Raw genomic sequence first — 15219 nt, forward strand, 5'->3', positions numbered from 1 at the left:
TCTATAATTCAAACAATGACATATCATCATCGATTCGTATGGGCTTGATTTTCTTGGCTCTACCCGTTTTGTCGTCTATTTCGATAAAGCAGGCATTCAGTCTGCTTCTTCCTTTATCAGGCACTTCAAATCTTTGAGGCATCTGAGTCGTGAACTTATGTAGTATCGGCTCTTTTTTCATCCCCAGGATCCCGTCATAGAAACCGGTCATCCCCACATCGGTCTGATAAGCGGTCCCGCCTGGCAAAATACGTGCATCGTTAGTCTGAACGTGCGTATGTGTTCCGACCACTGCAGAAACCTTGCCGTCCATAAACCATCCCATGGCTTCTTTTTCACTCGTTGCTTCAGCATGGAAGTCGATGAAAATATGGCTGGTTCGCTTGGCTGCTTCTTCCACAAGCTCCTGACCGACCCGGAAAGGATCCTCATAATCTCCCATGAATGAACGTCCGTGCAGATTGATCACGGCCAGTTCCAGCTGGTTGATTTTAATGTAAGCTATCCCTCTTCCCGGAACCTTAGCCGCTTCGGGATAATTAGCCGGCCTTATTATTTTCTTTGCATCATCGATAAAGTCATAAATTTCTCTCTTGTCCCAGGTGTGATTGCCCATCGTGACCAGGTCTACCCCTGACTGGAGTATTTCTTTGTAGATTTTTTCAGTGATCCCGCGGCCATCTGCGGCATTTTCACCGTTCGCTATCGTTGCCTGTGGCTTGTATTTATCTTTTAATCTGGGAAGCCATTCGCTTAATTTTTCTCTCCCCAGTGAACCAACTATATCTCCGATAAACAGCAGTTTCATCATCATTCCTCATTTCTCGTCGCTTTATTCATTTTACCAGTTTTCGGTCCCTAAAATCAAAACAGAGTGAGCAAGCTCTTCTCTTTAGAAAGCAGTCTTATTGCACCCCGCTTGCCAGGCCATTGATAAAAGCAAAGAGTAGTCAGGACCTATGAAGACATTTTGCTTGAAGTGCTTAGTCACCGACCTGATCTGCATTGAGTTCGACAATTTTATATGAAATCTGTTTGCTCAGAACTTTTATGGGACTGAGTAAGACATTTCAGCGTAAAAACTGTCCGCTCAGAACTTTTATAGAGCTGAGCAAGACATTTCAGCGTAAAAACTGTCCGCTCAGAACTTTTATAGAGCTGAGCAAGACATTTCAGCATAGAAACTGTTCGCTCAGAACTCTTCAATGACCTGAGTAAGACATCATTACTCAAAAAGTGTTCACTTATTTGCGGTTAGGATCGTGAGCAATACATTTTAGAGTTTATAATGCTCGCTCGTCGATTTCTTAATGGCTGAGTAAGACATTTTGCTGATTCATGTGCTTACCCAGTGAGACCCGGCATAGCGAGCATGTCATTGTCCACTGGAGCCAAAAGACGCTGAATAGAAAAAGGTCAGCCAAGAAGTAGCACGACTTCTTTGACTGACCTTATGATTCAACTCTTATTTAGCATATTCAACTGCTCTAGTTTCGCGTATAACCGTTACTTTAATATGTCCAGGATAGTCCATATCATCTTCGATTTGTTTACGTACATCTCTAGCTAACTTGGATGCCATGCTGTCATCCAATTCATCTGGTTTAACGATGATTCTAACTTCTCGTCCAGCCTGAATTGCATAACTTTCTTTAACACCTTTGAAGCTGTTAGAGATTCGCTCTAGATTTTCAAGTCGTTGTAAATAATGCTCCAAGGATTCACTTCTTGCGCCCGGTCTGGCAGCAGAAATAGAATCTGCCGATTCGACTAAGACAGCAATGACTGAAGTTGCATCAACATCACCGTGGTGAGATGCAATCGCATTGATAACTGTTTCATTTTCCTGATATTTCATTGCTATTTGTGCGCCGATCTCAACATGCGAACCTTCTACTTCACTATCTAGTGCTTTACCTATATCGTGAAGCAAGCCGGCACGTTTCGCCAGTTGAACATCTTCGCCTAGCTCAGCAGCCATTACACCAGCAAGTTTTGCGACCTCGATTGAATGATTCAATACATTTTGACCATAACTTGTTCTAAAGTGCAAACGTCCGATAATTTTCATCAAATCAGGGTGGATCGAGTGAATACCAAGCTCAAACATGGCTTCTTCACCGATTTCTCTAATTCGTTCGTCCATTTCTTTTCGTGATTTTTCTACAGCTTCTTCAATCCTGCCTGGATGGATACGTCCGTCAGAGATCAATTTCTCTAACGCCATCTTAGCCACTTCTCGTCTAATCGGATCATATCCGCTTAGAACGACAGCTTCAGGTGTATCATCGATAATTAGGTCCATACCAGTCAGACTTTCAAGCGTTCGGATATTACGTCCTTCGCGTCCGATAATACGTCCTTTCATATCATCATTCGGCAGATTGATGACACTAACAGTCGACTCAGTGACCTGGTCGGCAGCACAGCGCTGGATCGCTTGAGTGACAATGTTTTTCGCTTTTCTATCAGCTTCAACTTTTGCCTGATCCTCATAACGTTTCACCATGATGGCCATATCACGTGTCAACTCTTGTTCTGCTTGTTTGAGCACGACAGATTTTGCCTCTTCTTCTGATAAACCTGCAATACTTAGAAGTTTTTCGTTCTGCTCTTCTAATAAGTCTTTTGCAGCTTGCTCCAGCTCTTCCACTTTTTTCTGACGAGCAGATAGTTTATCTTCTCTGCTTTGCAATGAACTTTCTCTTTTATCTATAGTAGTCTCTTTACGCTCCATGTTGTCTTCACGCTGCGCAATTCGGTTTTCTTGACGAGACACCTCAGATCGGCGTTCTTTTAGCTCCCACTCAATTTCTGTTCGATAAGAATGGATTTCTTCCTTTGCCTCCAGCAACGCTTCCTTTTTCAAAGTTTCAGCTTCTTTGTTTGCGTCTTCAATAATGTCTTCAGCTGTTTGTTTAGAATTAGCTAATCTTTTTTCATAACTTTGTTTCGTAAAATAAGATCCTGCGACTAAACCAATAATTAAAGTAACGATAGCGGCGGCTGTTGAAAGTATTATATCCATCTCATCACCTCCGTATCATTATTTAGTTTTTTCATGCAATAAAAAATAATCAGATATCTCATTAACTGATAATATCGTATTTAATTTGTAGTACACGATGACGTTTGCTTTGATAATTAAAGCAACATACTACTCTAATTTTATAGTTCTTTCGTTCTTCTGTCAACATAGATTTTACTCTGCCCGTTTTATTTCAATGATGAGACTGACAAAAACGGCGTTTTCTCAAAAAAAGATTGAATTCCTATCTCACCCGGTAAGCGAGTATAGAAATTCAATCCAGAGATCAATCTATCAATCTAATTCTAAGGCTTCCGGTGCAGCTTCTGCATCTTCTGCACTTTCTTCAACAGGAAATTCATCACCGACACCATAAGCCGTTCTGACTTTTTTCTCGATCTCGATTCTTAATTCAGGGTGGTCCTTAAGATACTGTTTAGCATTTTCTCTACCCTGTCCGATTCTTTCATCACCATAAGAGTACCATGCGCCGGCTTTTGTGATAATATCCACTTCTGCACCCATATCAACGATTTCTCCGATTTGGGAAATACCTTCACCATACATGATATCGACCATAGCTGTTTTGAATGGGGGCGCGATTTTATTTTTAACTATCTTGATTTTCGTACGGTTCCCTGTCATATCAGAACCGGATTTAATGGATTCACCACGTCGGACCTCTAAACGAACGGTAGAATAGAATTTCAGCGCACGTCCACCAGGTGTTGTTTCCGGGTTACCAAACATAACGCCGATTTTCTCACGGACCTGGTTAATGAATAAGGCGATCGTCTTCGTTTTATTGATAGATCCGGAGAGTTTACGCAGTGCCTGAGACATCAAGCGTGCCTGCAAGCCCATATGAGAGGCACCCATTTCTCCATCGATCTCTGCTCTAGGAACCAGTGCCGCTACCGAGTCGATAACAACGATATCCACCGCTCCACTTGAAACCAGGGCATCGGCGATTTCCAGCGCCTGTTCCCCTGTGTCAGGCTGAGATAAAAGTAATTCATCGATATTTACACCTAATGCAGTAGCATATTTTGGATCCAAAGCATGCTCCGCATCGATAAACGCGGCAATACCGCCATTGGCCTGAACAGATGCAATAGCATGGAGTGAGACCGTCGTTTTACCGGAACTCTCGGGTCCATATACTTCAATGATCCTTCCACGAGGATACCCGCCTATACCTAAAGCTACATCCAATGCGAGTGAGCCACTTGAAACACTTTTGATCTGTGTATCGACTTTTTCTCCCATTTTCATTATAGAACCCTTACCGTAAGCTTTTTCTATTTTTTTCAGTGCTGTTTCTAACGCTTTTGCGCGATCATCTGCCATTTATTTTCCTCCTGTAATCATCACTATCTAATACGAGATTATCTTGTTCTTTACTCTCTATATTTTAAGCTTCAAGGAGTAAAAAATCAAGTGTTTTTCGAACATTTATTCGCTTTACTGATCTTCGTCATAATTTAGCCGTTTTTCGATCGGCTTATCTAATATAAGACGTCTTACCATATCATGAGTATTCAGAACAGCGAGTCGCCGGTTTTTGTTGCGCTTGTAACCGAAATGAAAATGCTTGGCAAAGGAGGCGTTTCCCTTGTATGACAGGCCAATATAAACAGTACCTGGTATCTGCCCTTCCAAAGACCCCGGACCTGCTACACCAGTCAAGCCCACTCCAATATCTGCCTCAAACATTTTCCTGGAATTTTCAGCCATTTCTATGGCACATTCCGGGCTGACTACTCCAAAGTTGTCGATGGTTTTTTGAGAAACATTTAAAACATCATGTTTTTTTTCTGTACTATAAGTAACTATGCCTCCTTCAAATACTGAGCCAGCTGATATATCCGACGTAATCGAGCTCAGAAAGGCTCCGCCAGTCAGACTTTCTGCTGCAGTAATGGTCAAGCCCTGCTCCATGAGTAAATCTCTTACAACTTCATCCAGCTTTTTTTCTCCATAGCCAAAAAAGTAATCAGTCAGAGGTTCCAGTATCTGCGACTCGACTTCATCAATGCACCGGTTACCTTCTTTTTCCGTTTCTGCCCGTGCAGTGATCCTTACAGTTATTTCTCCCTCATTGGCATACACAGCTACTGTAGGATTTGTCTGACCTTTAACTACTGCTTCGATTTTCTTCGCTAACTGAGCTTCAGTTATGCCGAAAAAGCGAAGCACACGTGACACAAGGACCTGCTTGTCAAGAAGCCGTTTGATCAGTTCATCTTTCAAATGATTCTCGACCATAGGTTGAAGTTCATCAGGGGGCCCTGGAAGTAGGACATACTGATGGTCACCATGATCCAGCATCATACCTACAGCTAGTCCTGTATCGTTTTTCAGCGGAGTGGACTCAGCCAGTATCAGTGCCTGGAGCTGATTGTTTTCAGGCATTTCAAAATCTGAGTTCTTGTGATAAGTAATGATCCGGTCCTCTGTCTCCTCGTGCAGGATCAGATCCATATCCAAATGATTAGACATCGTCTGTTTCGTGATATCGTCTTCTGTCGGTCCCAGTCCTCCTGACAGAACAATCAGATCCGCACGTTCTTCTGCCTCTTTCACAGCTGCAGTCAGGCGGTCGGGGTTATCACCAACAGTGACATGATGATAGACTTCTATTCCCAATGCCGCCAGTTCCCTGGATATAAAGGCCGCATTCGAATTCACGACCTGCCCGAGTAAAAGTTCTGTTCCGATCGAGATGATTTCAGCTCGCACTGTGATTCCTCCTAATATAACTATTGTCCAGTTAAATAATTTCTCACTTTTTATTTTAGCATAAGCGCAAACTTTTTTTCGATTTTAGCTATTTCAGTATGTGTAAAGTTAATCTCGGAAATTCATTCTAGAAATCTGAAACGCTGTTTTTATTTTTTCTCTTTCTCAATCGCTTGATCGCTCTTTGAGCTCCCAAAACGATTGAGAAAGAGGGTTCTAACTAAACATTTTTTGCAATTGTCCTATAGGACTTGATGAAGAGCTGTAATTAGCTATACTCCCAATTTTTACACCGATTGATGGTTTTGTCTTGCTCTTCTTCAAAGCTGCTCGTACAGCGCCTTTGAACTCCGGTCGGAGTTCCGTTAATAGTTTGGGAATCTTTTCGGTTAGCGCTCGGAGAAACGTTCCGTTCTTTCGTGCAGAAATGATCGCTGCGACATTTCCAGCACCTTTAGCTGAAAACCCTCGGCCTTGCCGTTTCATGCGATAACTATAAGGGCGATGATTACTTTCACATACACCTAGTCCTCTGTTTACAGGTAAGTTTCTCATTTTTAAGGGTTTAAGACTGTCCCAATTTCTATATAGGTAGGCTTTTAATTTTGAAAGTTCTTCTTTATATTCCGTTGCTTTTTCATCGTTGCCTTTGATACGACTCTCAGTCGTCGCTATAATCGCTTCAACCAGATCCAGATTGTATGTACGCACAGCTTTCCTCATTTTTTCTTCCATTTTTTTATCAAAATACATCCGTTGTTTGATTTTTTCATTGACATGATAGGCATCTCTAAAATGCTCATGACGCTGGCATTTTCCGATAATCCGATAGAATTTATCTTTATCGTAACCACTACCTCCATCACTGTTAGAGATGACAATCGTTTCCCGTAAGTCATAGATTGATTCCAGCCATAGACTTGCGCGTTTAAATGCTTCTGAACTCGATATAGTGCTCTCGAACATTCTCGAATTAATTAAAACGGGCCTTTTCTGTTTGCCTTTATACTCAACACCTTCATGGAACTGAACACGATGAATTTCAGGACGTTTCTTTTCTTTACCTTTAGTGAGCATTAAACCATCACCTTCGATAAACAGTACTGGCGTCTTAGTCTTGTCCTTTTGAGCCGTTTCGTCTTGAAGAGGGGCCGTATCCGTCCATTCTTGGATAGTTGTACCTATTTTTTGAGTCATCTTATGTATAGTCGTATGGCTCAATGAAAACGGCGTAAGCAGATCAATCGCTTCTTCGGCTTTGCGATAAGTTCCATCAGAAGCTATTTGAGCTGCTTTCATTTCGACAAGAGGAGAATGGCGTTTACGTGGCTCTAGGCCGACAGCTTGATCAAAAGGAATGACACTTTTTTCGCCTTCTTTTCGCATACGATGTCTTGCAATCTCTACAGGACCAACGGTCATGTGAAGTGTACGCTTAGGTACATTATCAATTTCATATCCCTGCTCTTTATATTTCGGAAGCAATTCTAAATCAATCTGTTTAAAGGCTGCGTTAAGCAATTGTTGATTCACCTGTTGTAAAAGTCTTTCCAGGGCTAATTCTCCTTCTAATAATGTGGAAGAAGCCTTTATCGTTTCGATGATTTCTGTTATAATTTCATTCATAAGAAGACCTCTTTCTCTAGCGTTGTCGTTATCTCTAGATTAAGGGTCTTCTTTCTTTTTGTCTAGGTCGGATTTTCCCTCTTCCGATATTTATTTTACACATAGGCTATTTCAATTAAAAAAGCTCAAAAAGTACAAATGACTTTTCGAGCTTCTTTTTTATTTAATTTTTATTTTGAAAATGTTCCTTTAAAAACGAAACGGGCTTCATAGAAATATAAAACACCCGAGTAGATGGTGAAAAATAGACAGATGTATAATAACAAGATACCTACAGGGATCCCTGTAAAGGCAAGCGGAAAATCATCCAGGAATAAAAAGATGATCGCCAGCATCTGTGTATTTGTTTTTATTTTACCAGGCCAGCCGGCGGCCATGACCTGCCCACCCTGCTCTACCAGCAGCAGACGCAGACCGGTCACCGCCAGTTCACGGGAAACAATGATGGCAACGATCCAGGCTGGAGCCAAAGAAAATTCGATCAGGAAGACCAGCGCCGTCATGACCAGCATTTTATCAGCCAGAGGATCGGCAAATTTGCCGAAGTTCGAGACGATATTCATTTTTCTTGCTAAGTATCCGTCCAGCCAGTCAGTAAAACTTGCTACTGAAAAGACGATAGTTGCAATCAGATAATTGATTTCTATATTTGAAGAAAGCACTTCAAGCGTTCCCCATTCAAAGGGTAAAACCAAAATAATGATAAAAATCGGAATTAAAAATATACGAAAAAGGGTTATTTTATTCGGTAAATTCACTGTCAAAACCTCCGGATTCCTAAAAAACAGACCAGTTGTCAAGCTTCAAACACTGGTCTAAAAGGACTGTTTATTCAAATTCTATAGTAACTTCTTGTCTCACTGCTTCAGCTTCTGACGTGTTATATGGCACTTCCTGTCCGTTCAACTCGATAGTCGTGACAGCAGCATTCCCTATAACGATACTTACTTCAGCTACATTCTCGTCAAAGGAACCTGAAAGGGATTCACCATCAGCGATGAGCCCTGAAGCTGTTTCCCCGTCGATAGTGATGCTTGACCAGGAATCGCCGCCTTCAGCATTCAAAATAATGGTCTGTTCAGAAGGATGTGGTCCGGATACAGTGTATGTTGTGGACGTTTCTGTACTGCTGACTTCAGTCAACGTCTGTGACTGGTCTTCAACAGACTCTTCTTCATCTGCAGTTTCTTCAGTATCAGTGTCAGTCTGTTCGTCATTCACTTCTTCAGTTTCAGATTCTTCCTCCGGATCACTAGCAGCTTCCTCATTGTCATCCACTTCAATGACTGTTGAGGGTTCGTCTTCATTGATAAAAGAATCAAGGTCAGAATCGCTACCCGTTGTAATGGCCAAATATATTGCAAATACAATCGCAACAACCAGCAGAACGATAAGCAGCGTCGGAAGACTATCTCTAAGAGTAGCTACAAAGCCACTGTTTTTAGTTTTTGATCGTGTCTGTGTTTTATGAACACTTTTTGAGTAATTACTGTTGTTGGTCTGAGGTAACGCATCCATATGTTCTCTTATCAGATCGTCACCATTTAAACCGACAGAATCAGCATATTGTTTGATGAAAGCACGAGCATAAAAGTTGCCGGGCAAAACATCAAGGTTGCCTTCTTCAACAGCGATTAAATAGCGTTTTTGAATTTTAGTCTTTTGTTGTAAGTCATCAAGTGTGTATCCTTTTGCTTTTCTTGCTTCTTTAAGTTTATCTCCTATTTCGTTCAATCGATTTCACCTACCTAGCATAATACTTTAACGAAATATTCTGATTGAGAAAAATACTAAATGAAAGATTCCATTTAATCGGATCCCATCTCTCAAAGTATACCATACGAAATAAAGCGAGTATAGAGCATCCAAAGGATTAAAACTAAAGGTTTTTTAAAATTGTTTTACAGACTTTTTAATTATTCAAAAATGAGTGAATCATCAGTTCGAACTTATACGTCCCTCAATCCATCTTTGGTTTGACTGTAAAGACAGAAATACGTTCAGATTTAAAGTAATCTTCAGCAACCACCTTCAACTCTTCAAAAGTAATCGACTTCAATACAGAGAGATAGTCAAAAACAGAGACCTTATCAGAGGGCAGGTCGATAAACTGATGCGCGATGTAACCAAGAGAATTCAGATCCTGAATGTATTCACCGATCAGTTTTTTCTTTACTATAGAATAGTGTCCAAACGTCAAATCAGGATTTAAGCCAGTATTCAACAGTATATTTTGAATACTTCCAGCCAGCTCTTCCGGATTTCTGGAATCTCCACCTATACTGACATAATCAAATCCTCTCTCAAAAACATAATCATAACTGAAACTATCATCGATCAGGTTATCATTATACAAGGATAAGTAAGTAGCCGAGGTTTCACCAAAAAGTAAATCCAGGATAATTTCCATACAAATGACATGCCGGAAAGCCTCTCTCTCATTCAACTTATAGTAATGACCTTTGACCCCCACACTTACCTTCGCCAGGTTTACGGTTAAATGAACTTCTCTGGACTTTGTGATCGGCTCTTTTGCCTCAGTTTTTATACGGCGCTCTATTTTCATTGGCAGTGGAAAGACTTTCTTTGTCTGATTATCCTTGATCCATTGAAGTGTTTCAGCTGGATCTATGTTCCCGACTATGATCATCTGCATATTGTCTGGATGATAAAATGTCTGATAATTCTGTTTCAACATCTCTACAGTAACTGACTGAACACTTTCAGTTGTCCCTGCAACATCAATACGTACAGGATGCTCAGGATATAAGTTTTCAATCAATCCTTGGGTCAGGGCCCACTCCGGATCATCTTTATACATCTGGATTTCCTGTGATATGATACTCTTTTCATCTTCAACTGATTGATGAGAGAAGAAAGGGTCTTGGATGAAATCCAGAAGCGTTTCGATATTTTGCCTGCCATTAGTGGTAAACGAGCAAAGAAAGGCCGTCTTTGTATTACTTGTATAGGCATTTACTGATGCCCCTTGAGAAGAGAATACCTGTGAAATATCTCCTTTCCTGGTCTCAAAAAGTTTATGTTCCAGAAAGTGTGCGACACCGTAAGGAAAGGCATGATATTCTCTTTCTCCTCTTGGTATGAATCGATGGTCAATGGATCCATATTCAGTAAACAAAACAGCGTAGACACTATTATAGTCACTTTTCGGTACAAGCTTAACGGTCAGTCCGTTTTTTAATCGTTCACTGTAAATAACCTCATTTAATTCTGCGTATGTCTTTATATCCACTAGTTGTTCTCCCCAATTAAATTAAATATCGCTTCAAGATTTATCGATTCTGCCAGATGAGACACGTCTTCTCTCTCCACACTGTCGATCCTTCTTATCCAGTCTTTTATGGTCAAATCCCCTTTTCCGATCAAAGACAAACTGTAACGATTCTCGATCATTGCATGGGGAGAATCATCGATTTGATGCAGTTCACTCTTAAGTAATTCTTTTGTCTGAAACAGCTCATAATCTGTAAAACGCCCCTCACGCATTTCCTTCAGTTGTTGCAGTATGATTGTCTGAGTCTTTTCCATATCCTTAAATTCGATACCTGCTTCAACAGATAATAACCCTCTAAATGCATCGATATCACTTGAAATGGCATAAGCGATATTTTCTTCTTCTCTTATAGTCTGAAAGAGCTTTGAATGAGTCATCCCGCCAAACAGTCCATTAAACACTAAACCTGTGCAATAAAAATCCTCTTGGTAATAGACAGGTGTCGAAAACCCCATAGTCAGTATAGTCTGATTGATATCATGACTCTCTGTTTCTTCTTTTAACTCTCTATGTCTATTTATTTTATAAAAAGGGTCTCTCCACTCAGGGTCTCTAGGATGAAAATCAAATGCCTGCGAGGATGAGAGGACTTCCTGTTCAGACACATTTCCCACAATAAAAATATCGATTTGATCTTCATGGATCATTTTTAGATACGTCTCATAAACTTCTGATGAAGCCACATCATTCAAATCAGAAATCTGGCCATAGCTCAGCATTTGATGCTCAGGTGAATCAAAATACAATGTGTTCAATTTATCATCTGCATACAATGCTTTATCATCGTACCTTGATAAATAGTCATCTCTTAACTTTTCTACTTCTCTTTTAAAAGTGGCATCATGAAATGCCCCATTATATACGTTAGGGAAAAAAATCACCTGACGCATAAAATCCATCACCTTTTCAAAAACACCAGTTTCTTGAATGATTTCCTCATCTATACAGTCCATGTGTAGTGATAAAACATGGTAGTTGCCATATCGTGAAACATCAGTAAAAAAACTTGCTCCATACAACTCACTTAGCTTTTTTCTAAAGTCTATCTGTGTCGGGTAATATTTACTGTTGATATCCATCATATTGGCTAATAGCGTGCGCCTGGTGATCTGATCAGCTCCAAGTGGTGATCTGAATTTCAGTTGTATCGATAAAGTCTTGAATTTAGTCGTAGGTAGAATATGCAAGTATATTCCCTGTTTTAGTTTTATCATATTTTCCTCCGTTAAGATGCTGATCAATTCTAATTTAAAGTACTAAAAATACGGGATCCCTTAAGAAATCCCGTATCCCAGTGACTTTATTTTACGAACCTGACCAGTTCATCAACTTTATCTGTCTCTTCCCATGGCAGTGAAATATCGGTTCTGCCAAAATGACCGTATGCAGCCGTTTGTCTGTAGATCGGTCGTTTTAGATCCAGCATTTTTATGATTCCGGCTGGTCTCAAATCAAATATATCTCTGACAGCATTGATCAATACTGAGTTAGCTACCTTCCCTGTTTCGAAAGTGTCAATAGAAATGGACACCGGTTGAGCCACACCGATTGCGTAAGCTAACTGCACTTCAACTTTCTCAGCCAGATTTGCAGCAACTATATTCTTGGCAATATACCTTGCAGCATAACTCGCTGATCGATCGACTTTCGTGGCGTCTTTACCAGAGAAGGCCCCCCCGCCATGACGTGCATATCCACCATAAGTATCCACAATAATCTTTCGGCCTGTCAAGCCGGCGTCTCCCTGTGGCCCTCCTATGACGAAGCGACCTGTTGGATTAATATAATACTTAGTATTTTCATCGAGGTATTCTTCAGGAATAACTGGTTTGATCACTTTTTCCAATATGTCTTCCTTAAGTATTTCATAAGTGATATCCGGATGATGCTGAGTGCTGATAACAATAGCGTCTACACGGAACGGTTTATCGTCTTCATCATACTCAACGGTCACTTGTGCTTTGCCATCAGGTCTGAGGTAACCAAGTTCCTTGCTTTTTCTCACTGAAGCCAGCTGTTTTGTCAGTTTATGACTTAAAGAGATTGGAAGAGGCATCAATTCCTCTGTCTCATTCGTTGCATAGCCAAACATTAGTCCTTGATCTCCGGCACCTATCTTATCTAATTCATCATGAACTTTAGATTTATATTCTACCGAATCATCAACACCCACTGCAATGTCGGGTGACTGATCATCTATGGAAACGAGCACCGCACATGTATCCGCATCAAAACCATATTTGGCTCGGGTATAGCCAATTTCTCTGATCGTATCTCTTGCAACTTTCTGCATATCTACATAGGTTTCGGTTCGGATTTCTCCCGCTATCAGTACAAGGCCAGTCGTCACTATCGTTTCACAAGCGACGCGGGCTTCCGGATCCTTAGTCAGTATCTCATCTAAAATAGCATCACTGATCTGGTCCGCTATTTTATCCGGATGTCCTTCAGTAACTGATTCAGAAGTAAATAGTCTTTTTTCTGTCATTTTTATTCCCCCTTAATTTGCGGTTACAAGGCTTCCGACCGGTTGTGGCCGTCCTATCGGGAATTCATTGTAAACCTCTACCATTTTAACATATAATACATCAATATTCATTGAAATTTAAATAAGATTCAGTATCAAGTCGCCTTATTATTTAACTGAAAAATATGGTAAAATGAAAAAATAGTTCAAAACAAGTTCTTTTGAAAGTAGTGAATACATGTCTCAAAACCATACCCTAACCAAATTCGATAGACTCTATCCATTGACCACAACAATCATAGGCGCTCTATTTGCATACATGCAAACTGAAATTGCAATACTGCCTTTAGCGGTATTGATGATCTATACAACTACACAAGTATTGTTAAAGCGACTACACGATCATCCAGAATCTGAAAAAGTAAGAGCCTTCGTTATATTTATGAATGTTGTGATTTTACTTTATTTTAGTATGCGTTTTTCTTTCTTTCTCTTACCTATTTTTCTGATTCTGACATTCTTTATACAGACAAAGACAATTTTTAATACCATGAAGCTACAACACCTGTATACTTTTCTGTACTCGTATGTAACAGTCATCATCTTCAATCTATTGTCCTATTATCTCCAGGTCCGTTATCTCTCATTATCAGTGACTTTAAAAATAGCTGCCGTTGTCACAACATTTTTACTAATTACAGCACTCGTTAAACTCTTTCTAAAACGAAAAAGTACTTGATAGACAAAAAAAAGACGACAAGTAAGAGGCGGATTGCCAGTTACTGTCGTCTTTTTTGTATGATGGCGCAGGACAGAGTCGAACTGCCGACACACGGAGCTTCAATCCGTTGCTCTACCAACTGAGCTACTGCGCCAAATAAAAAAACGGTCCCGACGGGAATCGAACCCGCGATCTCCTGCGTGACAGGCAGGCGTGATAACCGCTACACTACGGGACCAGTTAAATCTTTATAGGTAACACTGCAAGCTGACGCTCGAGTGTACCATGTCTGTAAATTGCTAAAGCAATAACAGCCATGATAAAGGAGGATGTGGGATTCGAACCCACGCGCGCTTTGACACGCCTGACGGTTTTCAAGACCGTTCCCTTAAGCCGGACTTGGGTAATCCTCCGTTATACTATTAAACAACACATTTTGTGCTGCATCATGACCCCTACGGGATTCGAACCCGTGTTACCGCCGTGAAAGGGCGGTGTCTTAACCGCTTGACCAAGGGGCCTTGCATATATATAAAAGAAAAAACGGAGAAGGAGGGATTTGAACCCTCGCGCCGGCTAAACCGACCTACACCCTTAGCAGGGGCGCCTCTTCAGCCACTTGAGTACTTCCCCATACCAATAATAATTATTGATATAAATGGGCCTAAGTGGACTCGAACCACCGACCTCACGCTTATCAGGCGTGCGCTCTAACCGGACTGAGCTATAGGCCCTAAAAATTCTTATACATTTTGTATAAAGCGGGTGAGGAGAATCGAACTCCCGACAACAGCTTGGAAGGCTGTGGTTTTACCACTAAACTACACCCGCATATCAACGGTCCCGACGGGAATCGAACCCGCGATCTCCTGCGTGACAGGCAGGCGTGATAACCGCTACACTACGGGACCTTGAAATGCTTTAATTCGGACACACTGCGAGCTGACGCTCGAGTGTATCATGTCTGTAAGCTTCTAAAGAAGCAACAGCCATGACATTGCGGAGGCAGGACTCGAACCTGCGACCTCCGGGTTATGAGCCCGACGAGCTGCCAACTGCTCTACTCCGCGATAATAGTAATGGTTAAAATGGACCTTGCAGGACTCGAACCTGCGACCGAACGGTTATGAGCCGTTTGCTCTAACCAACTGAGCTAAAGGTCCGTTAATCAGCATTATTTATAGCGGCGGAGGGAATCGAACCCACGACCTCACGGGTATGAACCGTACGCTCTAGCCAGCTGAGCTACACCGCCATTTTAATACATCGGGAAGACAGGATTCGAACCTGCGACCCCCTGGTCCCAAACCAGGTGCTCTACCAAGCTGAGCTACTTCCCG

The 15219-nt window shown here is 41.2% G+C and carries 10 protein-coding genes, 12 tRNA genes and 1 riboswitch; all 22 genes read right to left on the reverse strand.

Annotation, left to right across the window (positions count from 1 at the left end; translation table 11 throughout):
• Position 1 precedes the first annotated feature (1 nt).
• Positions 2-808 carry a TIGR00282 family metallophosphoesterase gene (locus BMX84_RS04840; RefSeq protein ID WP_091487704.1) on the reverse strand — a complete coding sequence of 269 codons (807 nt, stop codon included), beginning with the start codon at positions 806-808 and terminating at the stop codon, positions 2-4.
• A 657-nt stretch (positions 809-1465) separates the two neighbouring features.
• Entirely contained in the window at positions 1466-3022 is a 1557-nt protein-coding gene (gene rny / locus BMX84_RS04845) for a ribonuclease Y (RefSeq protein ID WP_371860949.1), read from the reverse strand.
• Between the two features lie 300 nt (positions 3023-3322).
• Positions 3323-4378 (reverse strand): recombinase RecA, encoded by a 1056-nt coding sequence (gene recA / locus BMX84_RS04850; protein WP_091487707.1) that lies wholly within the window; start codon positions 4376-4378, stop codon positions 3323-3325.
• A 114-nt stretch (positions 4379-4492) separates the two neighbouring features.
• Positions 4493-5770 (reverse strand): competence/damage-inducible protein A, encoded by a 1278-nt coding sequence (locus BMX84_RS04855; protein ID WP_091487709.1) that lies wholly within the window; start codon positions 5768-5770, stop codon positions 4493-4495.
• Positions 5771-5986: 216 nt separating this feature from the next.
• Positions 5987-7396 (reverse strand): ISLre2 family transposase, encoded by a 1410-nt coding sequence (locus BMX84_RS04860; RefSeq protein WP_091487711.1) that lies wholly within the window; start codon positions 7394-7396, stop codon positions 5987-5989.
• 170 nt (positions 7397-7566) lie between these two features.
• On the reverse strand, positions 7567-8154 hold the full coding sequence (gene pgsA / locus BMX84_RS04865; protein ID WP_091487712.1) for a CDP-diacylglycerol--glycerol-3-phosphate 3-phosphatidyltransferase: 588 nt from the start codon (positions 8152-8154) through the stop codon (positions 7567-7569).
• Between the two features lie 70 nt (positions 8155-8224).
• Positions 8225-9130, reverse strand: a complete 906-nt coding sequence (locus BMX84_RS04870) for a helix-turn-helix domain-containing protein (RefSeq protein WP_091487714.1) — start codon at positions 9128-9130, stop codon at positions 8225-8227.
• A 226-nt stretch (positions 9131-9356) separates the two neighbouring features.
• A complete protein-coding gene (yfmH, locus tag BMX84_RS04875) occupies positions 9357-10649 on the reverse strand; it encodes an EF-P 5-aminopentanol modification-associated protein YfmH (protein ID WP_091487715.1) in 1293 nt (430 codons plus the stop codon).
• Entirely contained in the window at positions 10649-11905 is a 1257-nt protein-coding gene (gene yfmF, locus BMX84_RS04880; protein WP_091487717.1) for an EF-P 5-aminopentanol modification-associated protein YfmF, read from the reverse strand. Before yfmF ends, yfmH begins: the two co-directional genes overlap by 1 nt.
• A gap of 86 nt (positions 11906-11991) precedes the next feature.
• Positions 11992-13179: a methionine adenosyltransferase gene (gene metK, locus BMX84_RS04885; RefSeq protein ID WP_091487719.1), complete on the reverse strand. Its 1188-nt coding sequence runs from the start codon at positions 13177-13179 to the stop codon at positions 11992-11994.
• A riboswitch (SMK box riboswitch) is annotated at positions 13177-13257 on the reverse strand. It overlaps the preceding gene by 3 nt.
• Positions 13258-13960: 703 nt before the next feature.
• Positions 13961-14033, reverse strand: a tRNA-Phe gene (locus BMX84_RS04895).
• A gap of 11 nt (positions 14034-14044) precedes the next feature.
• Positions 14045-14117 (reverse strand) — tRNA-Asp (locus tag BMX84_RS04900).
• An 85-nt stretch (positions 14118-14202) separates the two neighbouring features.
• Positions 14203-14292 (reverse strand) — tRNA-Ser (locus BMX84_RS04905).
• Positions 14293-14328: 36 nt separating this feature from the next.
• Positions 14329-14400, reverse strand: a tRNA-Glu gene (locus BMX84_RS04910).
• 23 nt (positions 14401-14423) lie between these two features.
• Positions 14424-14512, reverse strand: a tRNA-Ser gene (locus BMX84_RS04915).
• 26 nt (positions 14513-14538) lie between these two features.
• Positions 14539-14613: transfer RNA gene (locus tag BMX84_RS04920), tRNA-Ile, on the reverse strand.
• A gap of 26 nt (positions 14614-14639) precedes the next feature.
• A tRNA-Gly gene (locus tag BMX84_RS04925) sits at positions 14640-14710 on the reverse strand.
• A 7-nt stretch (positions 14711-14717) separates the two neighbouring features.
• A tRNA-Asp gene (locus BMX84_RS04930) sits at positions 14718-14790 on the reverse strand.
• Between the two features lie 86 nt (positions 14791-14876).
• Positions 14877-14949: transfer RNA gene (locus tag BMX84_RS04935), tRNA-Met, on the reverse strand.
• A gap of 19 nt (positions 14950-14968) precedes the next feature.
• A tRNA-Ile gene (locus BMX84_RS04940) sits at positions 14969-15042 on the reverse strand.
• Between the two features lie 18 nt (positions 15043-15060).
• Positions 15061-15134: transfer RNA gene (locus BMX84_RS04945), tRNA-Met, on the reverse strand.
• Positions 15135-15145: 11 nt separating this feature from the next.
• Positions 15146-15219: transfer RNA gene (locus BMX84_RS04950), tRNA-Pro, on the reverse strand.

It is taken from the genome of Alkalibacterium putridalgicola (assembly GCF_900109825.1).
GTDB lineage: Bacteria > Bacillota > Bacilli > Lactobacillales > Carnobacteriaceae_A > Alkalibacterium > Alkalibacterium putridalgicola.